General features: G+C 62.0%; 20 protein-coding genes and 1 tRNA gene. 15 read left to right on the top strand and 6 right to left on the bottom strand.

The window, feature by feature from the left end:
- Positions 1 to 7 precede the first annotated feature (7 nt).
- The 4 genes from ACK3SC_RS04410 to ACK3SC_RS04395 are packed head-to-tail and all read left to right on the top strand — an operon-like array spanning position 8 to position 3,933.
- Entirely contained in the window at positions 8 to 769 is a 762-nt protein-coding gene (locus tag ACK3SC_RS04410) for a helix-hairpin-helix domain-containing protein (protein WP_416838906.1), read from the top strand.
- Between the two features lie 57 nt (positions 770 to 826).
- On the top strand, positions 827 to 2,323 hold the full coding sequence (pabB, locus tag ACK3SC_RS04405; protein ID WP_416838905.1) for an aminodeoxychorismate synthase, component I: 1,497 nt from the start codon (positions 827 to 829) through the stop codon (positions 2,321 to 2,323).
- A 42-nt stretch (positions 2,324 to 2,365) separates the two neighbouring features.
- Complete coding sequence (locus ACK3SC_RS04400; RefSeq protein ID WP_416838904.1) at positions 2,366 to 3,037, top strand: anthranilate synthase component II; 672 nt, start codon at positions 2,366 to 2,368, stop codon at positions 3,035 to 3,037.
- Positions 3,034 to 3,933, top strand: coding sequence for an aminotransferase class IV (locus tag ACK3SC_RS04395; RefSeq protein ID WP_416838903.1), 900 nt, complete (start codon positions 3,034 to 3,036; stop codon positions 3,931 to 3,933). Before ACK3SC_RS04400 ends, ACK3SC_RS04395 begins: the two co-directional genes overlap by 4 nt.
- Positions 3,934 to 3,998: 65 nt before the next feature.
- Here the strand turns inward: ACK3SC_RS04395 and ACK3SC_RS04390 are convergent, their stop codons facing one another.
- Positions 3,999 to 4,412, bottom strand: coding sequence for a Rieske (2Fe-2S) protein (locus tag ACK3SC_RS04390; protein ID WP_416838902.1), 414 nt, complete (start codon positions 4,410 to 4,412; stop codon positions 3,999 to 4,001).
- A gap of 186 nt (positions 4,413 to 4,598) precedes the next feature.
- Between ACK3SC_RS04390 and ACK3SC_RS04385 the strand changes: the two genes are divergently transcribed.
- From ACK3SC_RS04385 to ACK3SC_RS04375, 3 genes are all read left to right on the top strand, one after another.
- Entirely contained in the window at positions 4,599 to 5,408 is an 810-nt protein-coding gene (locus tag ACK3SC_RS04385) for a helix-turn-helix transcriptional regulator (RefSeq protein ID WP_416838901.1), read from the top strand.
- 90 nt (positions 5,409 to 5,498) lie between these two features.
- Complete coding sequence (locus ACK3SC_RS04380) at positions 5,499 to 5,915, top strand: hypothetical protein (protein WP_416838900.1); 417 nt, start codon at positions 5,499 to 5,501, stop codon at positions 5,913 to 5,915.
- Positions 5,902 to 6,381, top strand: a complete 480-nt coding sequence (locus ACK3SC_RS04375) for a halocyanin domain-containing protein (RefSeq protein ID WP_416838899.1) — start codon at positions 5,902 to 5,904, stop codon at positions 6,379 to 6,381. Before ACK3SC_RS04380 ends, ACK3SC_RS04375 begins: the two co-directional genes overlap by 14 nt.
- A 128-nt stretch (positions 6,382 to 6,509) precedes the next feature.
- Here the strand turns inward: ACK3SC_RS04375 and ACK3SC_RS04370 are convergent.
- The 3 genes from ACK3SC_RS04370 to ACK3SC_RS04360 all read right to left on the bottom strand — a co-directional run bounded on the left by ACK3SC_RS04370 (position 6,510) and on the right by ACK3SC_RS04360 (position 7,890).
- Positions 6,510 to 6,584: transfer RNA gene (locus ACK3SC_RS04370), tRNA-Met, on the bottom strand.
- Between the two features lie 60 nt (positions 6,585 to 6,644).
- The gene (locus ACK3SC_RS04365; protein WP_416838898.1) at positions 6,645 to 7,112 is read right to left on the bottom strand and encodes a GtrA family protein; all 468 of its coding nucleotides are present in this window, start codon (positions 7,110 to 7,112) and stop codon (positions 6,645 to 6,647) included.
- Positions 7,105 to 7,890: a glycosyltransferase gene (locus tag ACK3SC_RS04360; protein ID WP_416838897.1), complete on the bottom strand. Its 786-nt coding sequence runs from the start codon at positions 7,888 to 7,890 to the stop codon at positions 7,105 to 7,107. The genes ACK3SC_RS04365 and ACK3SC_RS04360 overlap by 8 nt, the downstream gene beginning before the upstream one ends.
- Before the next feature lie 96 nt (positions 7,891 to 7,986).
- On the opposite strand from ACK3SC_RS04360, the gene ACK3SC_RS04355 reads away from it, so the two are divergent.
- On the top strand, positions 7,987 to 10,332 hold the full coding sequence (locus ACK3SC_RS04355; RefSeq protein ID WP_416838896.1) for a DUF2298 domain-containing protein: 2,346 nt from the start codon (positions 7,987 to 7,989) through the stop codon (positions 10,330 to 10,332).
- Here ACK3SC_RS04355 and ACK3SC_RS04350 read toward each other — a convergent pair.
- A complete protein-coding gene (locus ACK3SC_RS04350) occupies positions 10,329 to 10,592 on the bottom strand; it encodes an HAH_0734 family protein (RefSeq protein WP_416838895.1) in 264 nt (87 codons plus the stop codon). The two genes, ACK3SC_RS04355 and ACK3SC_RS04350, sit on opposite strands and share 4 nt — an antisense overlap.
- Before the next feature lie 299 nt (positions 10,593 to 10,891).
- Between ACK3SC_RS04350 and ACK3SC_RS04345 the strand changes: the two genes are divergently transcribed.
- The 5 genes from ACK3SC_RS04345 to ACK3SC_RS04325 are packed head-to-tail and all read left to right on the top strand — an operon-like array spanning position 10,892 to position 13,197.
- Complete coding sequence (locus ACK3SC_RS04345; protein WP_058572609.1) at positions 10,892 to 11,173, top strand: 50S ribosomal protein L44e; 282 nt, start codon at positions 10,892 to 10,894, stop codon at positions 11,171 to 11,173.
- 4 nt (positions 11,174 to 11,177) lie between these two features.
- On the top strand, positions 11,178 to 11,372 hold the full coding sequence (locus tag ACK3SC_RS04340) for a 30S ribosomal protein S27e (RefSeq protein WP_416838894.1): 195 nt from the start codon (positions 11,178 to 11,180) through the stop codon (positions 11,370 to 11,372).
- Between the two features lie 18 nt (positions 11,373 to 11,390).
- Positions 11,391 to 12,191: a translation initiation factor IF-2 subunit alpha gene (locus ACK3SC_RS04335; protein WP_416838893.1), complete on the top strand. Its 801-nt coding sequence runs from the start codon at positions 11,391 to 11,393 to the stop codon at positions 12,189 to 12,191.
- The gene (locus ACK3SC_RS04330; protein ID WP_416838892.1) at positions 12,191 to 12,376 is read left to right on the top strand and encodes an RNA-protein complex protein Nop10; all 186 of its coding nucleotides are present in this window, start codon (positions 12,191 to 12,193) and stop codon (positions 12,374 to 12,376) included. The genes ACK3SC_RS04335 and ACK3SC_RS04330 overlap by 1 nt, the downstream gene beginning before the upstream one ends.
- Positions 12,377 to 12,429: 53 nt before the next feature.
- A complete protein-coding gene (locus ACK3SC_RS04325; RefSeq protein WP_416838891.1) occupies positions 12,430 to 13,197 on the top strand; it encodes a proteasome assembly chaperone family protein in 768 nt (255 codons plus the stop codon).
- Between the two features lie 75 nt (positions 13,198 to 13,272).
- Here ACK3SC_RS04325 and ACK3SC_RS04320 read toward each other — a convergent pair whose 3' ends face one another.
- A complete protein-coding gene (locus ACK3SC_RS04320; RefSeq protein ID WP_416838890.1) occupies positions 13,273 to 14,172 on the bottom strand; it encodes a PhzF family phenazine biosynthesis protein in 900 nt (299 codons plus the stop codon).
- A 479-nt stretch (positions 14,173 to 14,651) separates the two neighbouring features.
- Here ACK3SC_RS04320 and ACK3SC_RS04315 point away from each other — a divergent pair, with 479 nt between their 5' ends.
- Together ACK3SC_RS04315 and ACK3SC_RS04310 are read left to right on the top strand one after the other, a co-directional pair.
- Complete coding sequence (locus tag ACK3SC_RS04315) at positions 14,652 to 15,365, top strand: phosphoribosyltransferase (protein ID WP_416838889.1); 714 nt, start codon at positions 14,652 to 14,654, stop codon at positions 15,363 to 15,365.
- Between the two features lie 120 nt (positions 15,366 to 15,485).
- On the top strand, positions 15,486 to 16,460 hold the full coding sequence (locus ACK3SC_RS04310) for an AEC family transporter (protein WP_416838888.1): 975 nt from the start codon (positions 15,486 to 15,488) through the stop codon (positions 16,458 to 16,460).
- Positions 16,461 to 16,518: the final 58 nt, after the last annotated feature.

Below are 16,518 nucleotides of genomic sequence, written 5' to 3'. Positions count from 1 at the left end.
AACCAATATGGGCTTACTTGACAGTATCTCGTCGTTCCTGAAATCGCTCCTTGGTGGCGACAAGTCCTCCTCCGAATCGAGTGGACGTGACGAGCGTGCGACTGTTACGAAAGAGCGAGAAGCGCGCGATAGAAGTGGGACCGCACACGTCGAGACTGAAGCAGCAGTGAAAGAACCGGTCGAAGAGACGGCCGAGGAAGCGCCTGCAGTCGAAGACGAAGAAGAAGCTGAAGAAGCTGAAGAGGCTCCTGAAGAAGAAGAAGTTGAGGAAGCTGAAGAGGCTCCTGAAGAAGAAGAAGCTGAAGAAGCCGAGGAGGTTCCTGAAGAAGAAGAAGTTGAGGAAGCCGAGGAGGTTCCTGAAGAAGAAGAAGTTGAGGAAGCCGAGGAGGTTCCTGAAGAAGAAGAAGTTGAGGAAGCCGAGGAGGTTCCTGAAGAAGAAGAAGTTGAGGAAGCCGAGGAGGTTCCTGAAGAAGAAGAAGCTGAAGAAGCCGAGGAGGTTCCTGAAGAAGAAGAAGCTGAAGAAGCCGAAGAGGTTCCTGAGGAAGAAGAAACCGAAGTTGACGACGATACCGCAGACGCTGACGAATCTGAATCGGTATCTGTCGATATGATTCGCGGAATCGGCCCGGCCTACGCCGACCGACTCACCGAAATCGGCATCGAGACGGTCGACGACCTCGCCGTCGCCGACGCAGACGAAGTTGGCGACGCAATCGACGTGTCGCCGAAGCGGGTCCAGCGCTGGATCGACCGCGCGAACGAAGCATAAACAGAACCGCTGACACATCACGAAACCGTTTACCTGTCGCAACGATTGGTGCGAGTAATGACCGCACCGACCGTCGTCACCGACCGAGACGACTTTCGCGCGACTGCCGGGACCGCACCCGTCGGTGCACGCGTCCCCGTCGAAGTTCGCGTCAGGGTTTCGGACCCCTTCGACGCCTACCGGCGGAGCCGTCGGGACTCGGGCGGGTTCTTCTACGAGACGACCGGTGGCCAACCCGGGTGGGGCGCGTTCGGTGTCGAACCGGCCGAGCGCCTGACCGTCTCGGCAGGGGCCGTCTCCCGAGACGACACCGCACCGACGCTCGCCGCCCTCGAAGGTCTCACAGACGCAGAGACGCTCGTCCGTGGGTCGTGCGACGTTCCCTACCCGTGCGGCCTGTTCGGGTGGCTCTCGTACGACGTCGCCCGCGAACTCGAATCACTCCCCGAACAGACGACCGACGACCGACACCTCCCGCACCTCCAACTCGGCCTGTACGACCTCGTCGCATCGTGGAAAGAACCCCGGCCAGCGGGAGAGACGACGGTTCGAGTCACGTGTTGCCCCAAAATCTCTGCAGACGCCGACCTCGACGAATTGTACGACGACGCACGCGAGAGAGCAACTGCACTCGCAATCGATGCAGTCGACGGGACGCCAGACCCAGTCGAATCTCCTGTCGAATCCCACGAAGCAGCGTTCGAAAGTGACTGTGGTCGCGCGGTGTTTGCCGACCGAGTTCGGGCGGCAAAGCAGTACATCCGCGACGGCGACACCTTCCAGGCGAACCTCTCGCAACGGCTCGTCGCGCCAGCCGCAGTCCACCCCGTCGATGCCTACGCTGCCCTCCGAGCAGTCAACCCCGCGCCGTACTCCGGACTCCTCGAACTTCCGGGTCTCGACCTCGTGAGCGCCAGTCCCGAACTCTTACTCCGAATCGATGGCGACCGACTCGTCACCGAACCCATCGCTGGTACTCGGGGGCGGGGTGCGACACCCGAAGAGGACGACGCGCTGGAAGTCGACCTGACGACCGACGAAAAAGAGCGAGCAGAACACGCCATGCTCGTCGACCTCGAACGAAACGACCTCGGGAAAGTCTCGGAGTACGGGTCGGTGGACGTGACCGAGTACCGTCGGGTCGACCGCTACTCCGAGGTCATGCACCTCGTGTCGCTGGTCGAAGGCCGCCGACGCGAGGGGACGACGCTCGCAGACGCAATCGCGGCAGTGTTCCCCGGCGGGACCATCACCGGCGCGCCCAAGCCCCGAACGATGCAGATTATCGACGAACTCGAATCGACCCGACGCGGGCCGTACACCGGGAGCATGTTCGCCATCGGGTTCGACGACCGGGCGGTGTTGAACATCGTCATCCGGACGCTCGTCCGCTACCGCGACGAGTACCACCTCCGAGTCGGTGCCGGTATCGTCCACGATTCGGACCCCGACAGCGAGTACGACGAGACGCTGGCGAAGGCCCGTGCGCTCATCACCGCCATCGACGAGGCACTGGGTGAGCGCGCGAAGATGACCGTGGGGGCAGACCGATGACGCCCGTGAGGGCAGACCGATGATACCTGTGGAGGCCGCCCGATGACGCGCATCCTCGTCGTCGACAACTACGATTCGTTCGCCTACAACCTCGTCCAGTACGTCGGAGAGTTCGCAGACGACGTCGTCGTCTACCGAAACGACGCCGTGACGACCGACGACATACGCGACATCGACCCCGACGGAATCGTCGTCTCGCCGGGGCCCGGAACGCCTGCCGAGGCGGGTATCTCCATCTCGGTGTTTCGTGACCTCGCCTACCCGACGCTCGGCGTCTGTCTCGGCCACCAGTCGCTGTGTGCCGCACTCGATGCGCACGTCGGCCACGCTCCCGAAGTCGTCCACGGGAAGCCATCGGTCATCGAACACGACGGGAAGGGACTCTTCGCCGGCCTTCCAGACCGAATCGAAGTCGGTCGCTACCACTCGCTCGCAGTCGAACTCGACGACATCCCAGACGAGTTGGTCGTCACAGCGTCGACAGTCGACGACGAGCGCGCTCGCAGCGATGCTCCCAACACGGATGCCGACGAAACGCAGGTCGTGATGGGTGTTCGCCACCGCGAGAAACCACACATCGGCGTGCAGTTCCACCCCGAGAGCATCCTCACGGAGTCGGGGAAAGCTATCGTTCGAAACTTCGTCGCGCTCGCCGCTGGCGAGGGGCCGGCGATGAATGCATGGCACGCCCAGGAACCGGAGACTGACCGATGAGTGACGACTCGGACCGCTTGTACTACGTGGATGGCGACATCGTCCCTGCCGACGAGGCGTCGATTCCCGTCACCGACCGCGGGTTTCTCTACGGCGACGCTGCCTTCGAGACGCTTCGAGCGTACGGCGGCGACGTGTTCCACTGGGAGGCCCACGCAGACCGTCTCGCCGAAACCTGCGACGTTCTCGGGATGGCCCACGGCCTCTCAGACGACGACCTGAAAGGCCATATCGACGAGACACTGGCCGCGAACGACCTCTCGGAGGCGTACGTCCGACTCTCGGTGACGCGCGGGAGTCAACCGGGTCGCCTCACCCCTGCCGAGGACGTGGACCCCAGAGTCGTCGTCATCGTCGAACCACTCCCACGCGGTGGTCGCGGGTCAGACCCCGTCTGGGACGGTCCGGCGACGGTTCAGACGGTCCGCACTCGCCGGATTCCAGACCGCGCGATTCCCGCCCGGGCGAAGACGCACAACTATCTCAACGGCATCCTCGCCCGAACCGAACTCCGTGTCACCGGCGCAGACGAAGCACTCATGCTCGATTCAGACGGATACGCCACGGAAGGCGCGACGAGCAACCTGTTTTTCGTCGACGACGAGGCGCTCTGTACGCCGAGTCTCGACGGCCCAGTGCTCCCCGGAATCACCCGTCGGGTCGTCTTGGACCTCGCTCGACAGGAGAACATCCCGATTCGTGAACGGCGCTTCACTCCAGACGACGTGCGCGGCGCGAACGAAGCGTTCCTCACCAATTCGACGTGGGAACTCCGGCCCGTGGAGACGGTCGATGGCATCGGTGTCGGCGACGGCCCGGTGACGAAACTCCTCTCACGACTGTACGACGACTACGTCGAACGACGGCACTACGGGAACGACGCGAGTGGAGAGTAGCCGCGAGTGGAAAATAGCCGCGAACGAAACGTAGCCGTGAGCGAGGGGTAGACGCAACCGAAACGTCAGAACTCGACGTTCGAACGCGACGTTCTGTCAGCAGGGTCGGTTTCGATGCCGCCCGTCGCCTCGAAGGAGAAATCGTCGTCCGAGAGGAAGACGTGCTCGCCGTCGATGGTGATGTCCAGTCCATCGAGAACTGCACCCTCACACGGTCCGTAGTTGCAATATCCGGTGTCGGCCTCGAAGTACGCCCCGTGGTTCTCGCAGATTATCTCGCCGTTGCGCATCTCCGCGCCAGAGCCCTTGTCGAGTTTGATGTGCGTCAGGTGCATGCAGTAGTTCAACCAGCCCTTGATTCCGCCGTCGTCTCGCACGAGGATGGCCTCGCGTACCTCGTCGTCGTCGCGAACGCGAAAGAGAAACGTCGTGTCCGCAGGCACGTCGCCGACCGAACAGATTCGTTCGAGGTCACTCATTGGCGTGAGGTTGGTGTGGGGTGGAAAATCTCCTTCGGAAGTGGATGGCACGGAGACCCGGCACAGTGGAGATGGAACAGTCGATAGGGTGCGCCGTCCAGTAGCGGCGTACGGTCGGTCGTCTGTGAGTTGACACCTGCTGTGGTTATGCTCTCTGCAGTCGAAATACTACGCAACTGTTTGTCAATGACGAACCAAACCCCCCTCGACGACGTAGAGTTCCTCGCTCGGTCCCCCCACCGAGTGGAGGTGCTCCAGACTCTCATGTCGGGGCCATGGTCTCGCCCCGACCTCCACGACGAGACAGGCATCTCTCAGCCGACGCTCGGTCGCGTCCTCGGGTCACTTCAGGAGCGTAATTGGGTCGAACAAACCGGTCGCACGTACGCGCTCACCGCACTCGGTGAACTCGTCGCAGAAGAGTTCACTGACTTGCTGGACACAGTCGAAACCGTCCAGCGCCTCGGGAAGGTCATCTCGCTGTTGCCCACCGAACAGATGGACTTCGACGTTCGTCTGTTCGGTGACGCCACCGTCACGACGCCAACGACCGGCGATGCGTTCCGACACGTTCGCCGAGTCGAGGACCTCGTCTACGATGCCGACCACCTGCGACTCCTGAGTACGACAGTTGCCCCGGGGTCACCCGAAGACCATCTGGAACGAATCGAGAAGTTTCTTGCCGGTGACCAGGTGGTCGAATCGGTTCTCACCATAAACACACTCGACCAGTCTTTCGCCGACCCGGAGATAGCAGACATATTCGCGGAGGTGATGTCGTTCGACCGAGTACGGCTCTATCTGTACGAAGGGACCATCCCACAGATGGTCGGAGTCGCAGACGGAGTCGCATTCTTGGTTCCCTTCGACGACCAGGGCATCCCTGCTGCAGTTATCGAGACGACGAACCCAACCATCCGCTCGTGGGCAGACAAAACCATCGACGAGTACATCGAGAACTCGATTGCGCTGACGGCCGATACCCTCTCAATCTGAGTGGGTTGCGTGGTGGGCAACTATTGCGAAGCTAGTGAAATAGTTGCGCTAAATATCATTATCTCTACATAAAACCATATATCAGTTGGTATGTCATCTACCTATGCATCGACGACAATCACGTCGAACACGAACACTGAACTGACCCCGATCCACTGGACTGCCATCGGTCTGGCAGCCATCACCGGTGTGATCCATCTCTCCCTGTACGTCACCGACGACTGGCTTCCCTTCCTGTTCGCTGGTGTCGGGTTCCTGGGCGCAATCGCACTGTTCGTCGTGCTGCCGCGCCACCGCCGGCCCTTGTACGTGGCCGGCATGCTGTTCACGGCGTCTCAGATAGTCGGGTACCTGTTGTTCCCGATGGGGCCGCTCTGGCTCGGCGTTCTCGACAAAGCCGTGCAAATCGCACTCATCGTGGTGCTCGGCTATCTCTTCGTGGTCGAAACACGACACACGTCTGCATCGAGACTGTCTGCGGAGGTGACGAGACGTGGACCGGCGTAACTACCTTCGGACTGCGGGACTGCTGGCCCTCACGACACTCGCCGGTTGTGTCGCAGCAGGGGCTGGCGAGTCACCGTCTCCAGAGACGACTGAATCGACGCTCCCTGTCGAACCGGAGTACGGCGACTGGTTCGAGAACGTCAGCAACTACGACGGCACTGTTGACCACCGGGGTGAGGCGGAGGTACTCGTTCACGTCGGCGTGAAGGGTAACATGGGTGCCCTCGGGTTTGGCCCGGCCGCAGTCGCTGTCTCTCCCGAGACGACGGTCGTCTGGGAGTGGACGGGCAACGGCGGCGGTCACAACGTCGTCTCCGAAGACGATGCGTTCGACAGCGGACCACTCGTCGCTGACGCCGGCCACCGCTACACCCTCCGGTTCGACGACGTGGGAACCTACCGCTACGTCTGCGAACCTCACCGAACGATGGGTATGCGTGGCGCTGTCGTCGTGGTCGAAAACTGAACCTGTGTTGGAGTCGACGCAGCGGCACTCCGTTCCACGTGTTCAAACTACTCCGAGCTATGACGCCGACCTCAGTGGATCACACCGAGACGAGACTCGACGTTCAGGAGTTGAGGTCGGCAAAAACATAGCGGGAGGTAGATTTGAACTACCGATCTCCGGGTTATGAGCCCGGCGGAATCTCCTGGCTATCCCATCCCGCTGAATCAACAAATGCGACGTTTACTGTTAAGGCTTCTGTTTCGCTAGCTGTGTGGCAATTTTCACCGTGAGTCACCGTGACGCGAACCCGTGCCGATACGCCACGTAATCAGACTCTCAGCGACGTAGTTCAGGAACATCGACGCGCCGATTGCGATGGGGAGCGGGATGAGTTGCCAGAGGTCGATACCACCGACTGGAATCGACAGCGAGACTTCTCTGAGGAGACGGACGACGAGCACCTGTACGGCGAGGCCACCGCTCCTGACGAGGTTCGACTTCACGAATCGGCGAAGTTTCGCCACGAGGTGGTCCGACCCCGCGTCCGCGAACGTCCATCGGTCGTTGATGACGAACATGATGATGATGGCGACTTCTGCACCGACGAGTTTGGCCACCTCGCCGACGACACCGAACAGCACGATGAGCAGACTGCTCACGGTCAGGTCGAACACCGCGCCGACCGCACCCACGGACGCGAACTTCCCGATTCGAGCACCCGACAGCAACGCAGAAAAGCGATTAGTCATCTGTGACCTCTGGCGAGGAGTCGTCGACGAGGGTCCGTTGGTCGTTGCGGGCGGCGATGAACGAGTGGATTCTGTCCTCGCGAATCGTCCGCGCTCGGTGTCGCGAGCGAACGAGTCCACGGGCCATCTTGAGCGTCGTATCGACAGGTGAGACGGTCGAGTTCGGCTGGTCTTCCCAGACGACTGGCACCTCCACGATTCGGTGGTCGAACGCGCCCGAGACGGCGATGAGTTCGATGTCCCACGCGAATCCCGGTTCGTAGAGGTGTGTTCGCACGTCCGCCCATGCCTCCGCAGTGATTGCCTTCGCACCGCACTGATAATCGTACAACGGGACTTCAGTGAGGTGTCGAGCCAACCATGCGAATCCGTCGCCGAGGTAGCGACGTGCGACCGTCTGGTGAGACGCGACAGTCGCGTCCGGATGTCGCCGTGACCCGACCGCGAGGTCGGCACCCTGATAGATTGCGTCGACGACGTGTGCCATCGACTTCGCGGGCGTACTGCCGTCGGCGTCTGCGAAGGCGAGAATATCCGTGTCGAGAGCTTCGAATCCGGCGGTGATGGCCGCGCCTTTGCCACGACGGGCGCCGACCGGGTTCACCACAGCAACCGATGGGAGGGCATCGAGTGCGTCGAGTGTGTCTGCCAGCGGAGCGTCGAGTTCGACCCGAACGGCGTCGGGGTCCAGCGCCTCGACGAGTGCGTGGACGTACGGAACCAGGCGATCGGGATCGGGCCGATAGGCTGGCACCACGACCCCGACAGACTGCATCATGCACGTCCATTCTTCCAACGGGGTAAAAAGCAAACCGCTCTCGTGCGCACCAGTCATCACAAAACGTATTGCGTCGGCCGAACCTTCCTCGGTCAGATGGAGTACGCCCTCGTGGTCCGTTGGCTGGTGATGTTCGCGGCCCTGTGGGCAGTCGGCCTGCCCCTCGCTGCACGACTGTTCCGCCGCCTCCCCGGCCACGGTGCTGGATTCACACTTCCGCTATCGCTCGTCGTCGTGACGCTGCCGGTCTACTACGTCGGTCACCTCTCGTTCGGTCCCGCGACGATGCTGGTCGGCGTCGTCGCGCTGGTCGCCGCGTCTGCCGCGAGTGGTCTCGACCTGACGGCACTCCGCAGTGGCGACGTTCGTCTCGCAGCTGACCTCGACATCGACAGGCGAGCAGTCGCAGAGGCGGCAGTCGTCTTCGCCATCGCCTTCCTGTTCGCCGTTGGACTCCGCGCACTCGACCCGTCGGTCCACGCCGGCGGCGGCGAGAAATTTCTCGATTTCGGACTTCTCCAGTCGCTCTCTCGGGCAGCGGTGTTGCCACCCGAAGACATGTGGTTCGCCGGTGAACCGGTTCGCTACTACTACGGCGGCCACCTCGTGTCGATTCTCCTGGCGTGGCTGACTGGAACCGAACCCGAATTCGCGTACAACCTCGCGTTGGCCGGGTTCTTCGGCTTCCTCGTCGCGGCGGCGTTCGAACTGGGGCGGAGTATCTCGGTTGCGACCGGCGCGAATGGTCGCCTCGGTGGCGTCCTCGCCGCGTTCTTCGTCGGGTTCGCGAGCAACCTCGTCACGGCAGGTCGGTTCGTCCTCCTCGCGCTCCCTGACGGAGTTCAGCGCCCGATTGCAGAAGCCGTCGCCGAACGCTCGCGCTATTCTGTCTCGAAGATTCTCGCCAGCGCCGCCGACTTTTCGTACTGGGACGCCAGTCGCGTCATTCCGGGCACCATCAACGAATTCCCGCTGTTCGCGTGGCTCAACGGCGACTTACACGCACATATGATGGGGACGCCGTTTTTGCTCCTCGCTGCCGGCCTCGCGTTCGCGTACTTCCGGACGCCCGAAGACGCGGTGGGTGAACGTCGCCTGCTCGTCGGCGTCATCGCCGTCGTCGGTGCCCTCCAGGTCGTCGTCGACACGTGGAGCTTCCCGTCGATATTCGGCGTCCTCTTCCTCGCGATGGTGTTCGCACCGACGCGGCCATCGACCCTCGTTCCGGGTCGTGAACGGCTCCGAGCACTCACCGACCGCACCCCGGTCTCTCGGGAGGTCACGAGACTCGTCGGAACCACCGCCGTCGTCGGGCTCGCAGGAGTCGTCGCCCTCGTTCTCGCCAGTCCGTTCCTCCTCGGAAGCGTCGCAGGCGGTGGGAGCACTCGAACCATCGAGATTCTCACGCCGGACCAACGAACTGGATTCGGCGCACTCGTCCTCGTTCACGGCGCGTTCCTCGCTGCGTTCGCGCTTCACTACGCCACGCGACTCGGCCCGAGACGCATCCTGCCAGTCGTCGCCGGCCTCACGGCAGTGGCCATCGTCGCGGTCATCCACTCCTTCGCGGCCCTCGCACTCGTCGTTCCGTTCGTCGTCGTCGGGTGGGTCATCCTCAGACGCAGCGACGACCCACGGTTCGACACGGTGCTCGTCGTCGCGGGGGCGGGACTCGTGATGCTCGTCGAAGTCGTCTTCGTGAACGAACAGGCCGGGCCGGGGCGGATGAACACCGTCTTCAAGACGTACATGCAGGTGTGGGTGCTCTGGGGGTGTGCGATGGGGCCGGTCCTCGCTGGTCTCGTCCGCGACACGGCCGATGTGAGCAACCTGTCGCTGCCGAACACGACGTTCCACATTCGTGGCGAGGCGGTTCGAGCGCTCGGCATCGTCGTCGTCGTCGCCCTCGTCGCCTCAACGTCTGTCTACGCCGGCCTCGCCGTCTCCGACCACACGCAGACGCCCCGGCAAGAGACGACGCTCGACGCGACTGCCTTCGCAACGTGGTATCACTCGGACGAGGCGACGGCGATTACGTGGCTCGACGAGAACGTTGACGGCAACCCAACGATGCTCACTGCCCCGGGGACCGAGTGGTCGGACACCGTCGACGACAAACGAGAGTACGTCATGTACGCGTGGCGTGGAAATCCCGAATCGAGTCTGACCGGGGTTCCGACAGTCGCGGGATGGGCACACGAAGTCGGCTATCGCGGTCCAGAGGCGTACTACAACCGGGTGCGCGATGTCGACGCGATGTACGTGGGCGACGAATCGACGCGAACGCGTCTCATCAGGGAATACGACGTGCAGTACGTCTGGGTCGGTCCCGGCGAACGCGCCCGCTACGGAGAGATAGAGACCGACGTTCCGTGGTTGACGCCGGTGCACCGCTCTGGGTCGGTCGTCGTCTACGAGGTAGAAGAAGCGAGACTACCTTAGGCGACCTGGCCGCTCTTGCGAACGACCTCGATAGCCTCGGCGTCGACGCCCTCGGTTTCGAGCCAGTGCGGGACGAACTCGCGCTTTTCGAACGCCTCGCGCTCGTCTTCGGTGCCCACGGTACACCACAGTTGGACGCGGTCCGGGCCGTGCCAGTCGCCCTGCCGGTCGATGGCGAAGCAGATGTACTCTTCACCGTCGTGTTTGATGACGGCGTCGCGCCGAATTCCGGGGTCGCCGTGGATGATGAGCTTCTTCATGTGCCGGGATTGGCACAGTCACCGCTTAATCGCTTCGGCTTCGAGCGTGGAGTGACGGTCGACCAGTGTTTTTCTCGCGCCTGCGTGCGATGGCTGCTCGTGAGTCGTCACGAGCTGTGACCACCGCGAACCACAACGCCACGAGCGCCGTCTCGAATCTGCGTCGACCTCCGAGTTCGCGGTATCTGCCCACACGTACCACAGGGGGTGAACTGGGCTTCGAGAGCGGGTTTGACGGTCGCGGCGAACCAAACGGGTTTTAACGGGCGACACCAAACCCATCCACAAGGTCGATATCTATGCAGATGCCACGCCGTTTCAACACGTATTGCCCTAACTGCAAGGGTCACCACGAGCACGAAGTCGAAAAAGTCCGAAAAGGCCGTCCAACCGGCATGAAGTGGAACGCCCGTCAGACTCGACGCGGCAAGGCCACTATCGGTAACGCCGGTAAGTTCTCCAAGGTTCCCGGTGGAGACAAGCCGACGAAGAAGACGCACCTGAAGTACATCTGCTCTGACTGCGGAAAGGCCCACATGCGCAAGGGCTGGCGAGCAGGCCGTCTCGAGTTCCAGGAGTAAACACATGGCAGGAAATTTCTACAAAGTCGCATGCAGTGATTGTGAGAACGAACAGATCGTCTTCGGTAAGGCCTCCTCGGTCGTCAACTGTGCCGTCTGCGGGACGACCCTCGCCACGCCAACCGGCGGCAACGCCGAGTTCCACGGCGAAGTCGTCGAGACGGTCGAACGCCGAGACACCGACGAACTTGAGGCGTAACGTCCTGGAGGACTTCTCATGAAGTACAGCGGATGGCCCGACTCCGGCGAACTCGTCGTCGGGAAGGTAGACGACATCACTGACTTCGGTGTCTTCGTCGACCTCGAAGAGTACGAAGACAAACGTGGGCTTTGCCACATCAGCGAAGTCGCGAGCGGATGGATCAAGAACGTCCGCGACCACGTCCGCGAGGGACAGACCGTCGTCGCCAAAGTGCTCGACGTCAACGAGAGTTCGCAGCAGATAGACCTCTCTATCAAGGACGTCAACGAGCACCAGCGCAAAGAGAAGATTCAAGAGTGGAAGAACGAGCAGAAAGCGGACAAGTGGATGGCCATCGCCTTCGGCGAGGACATCGACGACGACCGGTATGGCGCTATCGCCAACGCCCTGCTCGCCGAGTTCGAGACGCTCTACGACAGTTTCGAACAGGCCGCAATCCACGGCACTGAATCGCTCGAAGACGTCGAGCTGGACGACGACGAAATCGAAGCCATCGTCGACACCGCACGCCAGAACGTCTCGGTCCCGTACGTTAACGTCACGGGCTACGTCGACCTGCGCTCGCCCGCGGGCACCGGCGTCGACGACGTGAAGGCGGCGCTCAAGGCCGCCGAAGGCGACGATGAAGTCAGCGACGAAATCGAACTGACGGTCACGTACGTCGGTGCGCCCGAATACCGCATCAAGGTGAAAGCGCCCGACTACAAGACCGCCGAATCGGAACTCGACGCAAGTGTCGCTCGCGCCCGCGAAGCTATCGAAGCGGCCGGTGGCACCGCAGAGTACCACCGCGAACGCAGCGGCGACGACGAGTAATGAAATCTGACATCCGGGTGTGTAGTGTGTGGCGCGACCGCCACGAACGCCCGGTGTACTCACTTTCTTCTTCGTGTCCTGAGTGTGGCGCATCCACAGAGAACAGCGCGCCCGCTCCGTTCAACCCTGAGGACCCGTACGGCGAGTACCGTCGTGCGCGCAAGCGCCGGGTCGCAGACGAGTAGTCTCGGATTCGGCTACCGACGCCCTCTTAACCGGTGCGTTCGGCACTATGTGCATGGACGACATCGAAATCGAGGCTGTCGCCGAGGCTGACCTCACCGACCCCGTCTTCATCGAGGGACTGCCGGGCGTCGGCAACGTTGGAAAACTCGCCGTCGAGCACCTGCTCGAAGAGTTCGAGGACGCCACGTTGGTCCGTCGCATCTACGCCGACGTGTTCCCACCGCAGGTGAGCCTCGACGACGGCATCGCCGAACTGACCCACGCCGAAGTCCACGCCGTCGTGACACCGGGCGAGGGACCTGACCTGCTGTTACTCACCGGCGACCACCAGGCACAGTCGAACGAGGGGCACTACCACCTCACGGACGCCTTCCTCGACGTTGCCGAGGAGTTCGGTGCCGAACGATTGTTCGCACTGGGCGGCGTTCCGACCGGTGAGCTCGTCGACGAACCGTCCGTTCTCGGTGGCGTCACCGACGAGTCGATGCGCGAGGAACTCGAAGACGTTGGCGTCGAGTTCCGTGAAGACGAACCAGCAGGCGGCATCGTCGGCGTCTCCGGGCTGCTTCTCGGCCTCGGTGGCCGTCGCGGCTTCGAGGCGGCGTGTCTCATGGGCGAGACCAGTGGCTATCTGGTCGACCCACAGAGCGCACAGGCCGTCATCGAGGTACTGCAAGACTTCCTCGACTTCAGCGTCGACTTCGAAGCGCTCGAAGACCGGGCAGAAGAGATGAAAGAAGTCGCCGCGAAGATTCAAGAGATGCAGCAGCAACAACAGGGCGGAATCGCGAGCGACGACGACTTGCGGTACATCGGGTAATTGCGGTACATCGGGTACGCTCGTTCTTCGACGCCCGGACTCTGATTTCGGCGTCGGCCACCGACGCTCGGGGCGTTACGCCTCGATGATATCGTCGTCTTCGAACGCTGGAACGGTGAGTGTTCCATCGAGCGACTGCACTGCCCGTCCGCCGACCTGTATCTGTTCGTCGACGGTGACGCGGACGAGGCTGGGGCGGTCCACGAAGTGTCCCTGTTCGAACCGGAGTTCGTCTGGCACGGAGTCGAACGCACCCATCTGCCGGAGATACGCGCCGCAGGCACCGCTGGCAGTTCCGGTTGCGGGGTCTTCGGGGATGCCGACGCCAGGGGCGAAACAGCGAGCGTGGAGCGTCGAGTCGCCGTCGATGGTGTCGAACGTGAACGCGTAGATGCCTGCAGCGTCGTGCTCGGTGGTGAATTCGTCGATAGCGTCGAGGTCAGGAGCGGCACCGGAGAGATGTTCGAGGAAGTTCACCGGGACGATGACGAACGGAAGTCCGGTCGATGCGAGCGCGATGGGGAGGTCTTCACCAACGTCCTGGAGTGCGGCGACGTCGATGCCGAGCATGGTCGCGATTCGGCCGTAGTCGACGTCGAGCGGTTGAATCGTCGGTGCGTCCTGTGTCATCCACACCTCACCGAGTTCGCCGATGTCGATGTCGAGTGTTCCGACGTTCGTTTCGAGCGTGTGGGTTCCCGGGTCGAGCGTGCGTTCAGCAGCGAGGTGGGCGTGGGCCGCAATCGTGGCGTGCCCGCAGAGGTCGATTTCGCGTGTCGGCGTGAAGTATCGAATTCGGCGGTCGGCGCTGGACGACGAACAGACGAAGGCCGTCTCGCTCGCGCCGAGTTCGGCCGCGATTGCGCGCATCTGCTCCGCGTCGAGGCCGTCGGCGTCGGGGACGACACCAGCGACGTTGCCTGACATCGGTTCGGTCGTGAATGCATCGACGAGGAGGGCGCGTCGGCGGTCCATGCACATGCGCACTGCATGGGACTGTATCAAACCCGTGGGTCGAGCGGGGGAGCAATGAACCGAGGAGGGCGAGAAAAAGCGGGGATCTACTGCCGATTTACGCACGCGTCCAGCGAACACGACTCTCGCTGGCCGCCGCGCCGTAGCCCTGCATCACTTCTCGCATGTTCATACAAGCGGGACACCCGACTACTTCGTCCATATCGTTACCAAAGACCCGGACGAAATCTCGGGACACGAACTCACCACAGTTACCACACGTGTGCATATGTCTTTCACCTACGAAGTCGGATACTCGCTATTCCACTATAACTATGACTCTTGTTAACATGGGTTATAGAGTGCCTGAACGCTTCAGCACCCGATTAATGGCATCTTAATGGGATTTTTCCGTGTGTTGTGACTGTCCCACATGGGCGAGGCGAGTCGTACAGATTAAAGGGAGTCAGGCACCCCAATACGGACGGTGAACAGAAGTTATGGGCGACCTCCCCGACGAATTTAAGTGCACCATCACAAACTGGGAGTACATCTACGGACTCTGTCGTGACGTCTCAGACGACGTCAAATCGTCCGAGTTCGAACCCGAAGTCATCGTCGCGCTGGCACGCGGCGGTTGGTTTGCGGGGCGCTGTATCTGTGACTTCGTCGGTCTCGACGACCTGACGAGTCTCAAGATGGAGCACTACGTCGGTACTGCTCAGAAGTCGAACGAACCAGAAGTACGCTACCCCATGCCAGAGGGGAGCGTCGAAGGCAAAGACGTGCTCATCATCGACGACATCGCCGACACCGGCGGGTCGATCGAACGGGCCTACGAGTACGTGACCGACCGAAACGCAGGTGAAGTCCGCACCGCGACGCTTCAACTCCTCCAGACGAGTGAGTTCGAACCCGACTACGTCGGTGAGCGTCTCGAAGAGTGGGCGTGGGTCGTCTACCCGTGGAACTTCATCGAAGACATGATAGACCTCATCTCTGGCGTCATGTCGAAGGCCGACGAAGAGACGTTCGAGTTGGACGACATCCGTCACTACCTCGCTGAGTTCCACGACGTAGACCGTATCGAGATGGAGATCGCCCAACCCGACCGGATGACCGAAGTCATCCAAGAGATGGAACGACGCGACGTCGTCGAATCCGCCGGCGACGGTGCTTGGCGTCTCCTCGACAACGACGGCCTCGGTGCCTAACCTCGGCCGCCACCATCTCGTTTCGACACTGCATCTCGACGCGAGCGTCTTGTGCGCTCATACAGGTGGCCTCGCCAGCGAAGCGAAACCTTGGAGAGTGTCACCTTCGTCGCCACGCGTATGTCGTCACTTCTCTCTATCTTCGTCACGGCGCTCTTGCCCATCCTCACGATCGGGGCGGTGGGGTTCGTCCTGGGCAGAACTCGTGACATCGACCCCGACCCGCTCAACACCGTGACCGTCTACGTGCTCGCGCCAGCACTCGTGTTTTACAGCCTCGCGACGACCGAGCTCGCCGGGTCCACGCTCGCGACCATCGTCGGCAGCGTCGTCGCCTTCCACGTCCTGATGATTCTCGTGGCAGGGGTCGTCGCGCGACTCGTCGGCATCTCTGAACCGCTTCTCGGCGCGCTCGTTCTCGTCGCTGCCTTTCCCAACTCCGGTAACTACGGCATCCCGGTCAGTTCGTTCGCCTTCGGCGACACCGGCCGTTCCACAGCGGTCGTCTATCTCGCTGTACAGGGCGTGCTCGTCTACACATTGGGTGTGTACATTGCTGGACGTGGAGCGTCCCGTACTGACGAAGGCCCCGCCGCGTGGCGCATCGGCCTCACCCGCGTCCTCAAGATTCCGCTGGTATACGCCGTCGTCGCCGCACTCGCTGCACGATGGCTCGGTGTCGTCCCACCGACGACGATTCCAGCGATGCAGACACTGAAACTCGTCGGCGACTCCTCGATTCCGGTCATGCTCCTCATCCTTGGCATCCAACTCGCCAGTGCTGACCTCGGGGCGACGCTCAGAGAAGTCGGGTTGGTCGCGGTGTTGAAGATGGCCGTCGCCCCCGCAGTCGCCGTTGGAATCGTCCTCGTCGCCGGATTCAGTGACCCAGTCGTCGCCCGAACGTTCGTGCTCGAATCCGCGATGCCTGCTGCGGTGACGCCGCTCATCCTCGTCGGCGAGTTCGGGGATACGTCGGGGTCGACCGTCTCAGTCGCCGAGTTCGTGTCTGCGGCCGTCTTCGCGACGACGCTGTTGAGCGTGCCGATACTCTCGATTCTCATCTTCCTCCTCGACGCAGGCCTCATCGTCTAGGCACGGATTCGCCACAGCGTCCGCACTGTCCTCTCGCGAGTGGACTGTAATCGACGAA

This window comes from Haloferax sp. DFSO52, assembly GCF_048158745.1.
In the GTDB taxonomy this organism is placed as follows: domain Archaea; phylum Halobacteriota; class Halobacteria; order Halobacteriales; family Haloferacaceae; genus Haloferax.
The sequence above is the reverse complement of the archived record's forward strand: the minus strand, read 5'-3'. Positions and strand labels throughout refer to the sequence as shown.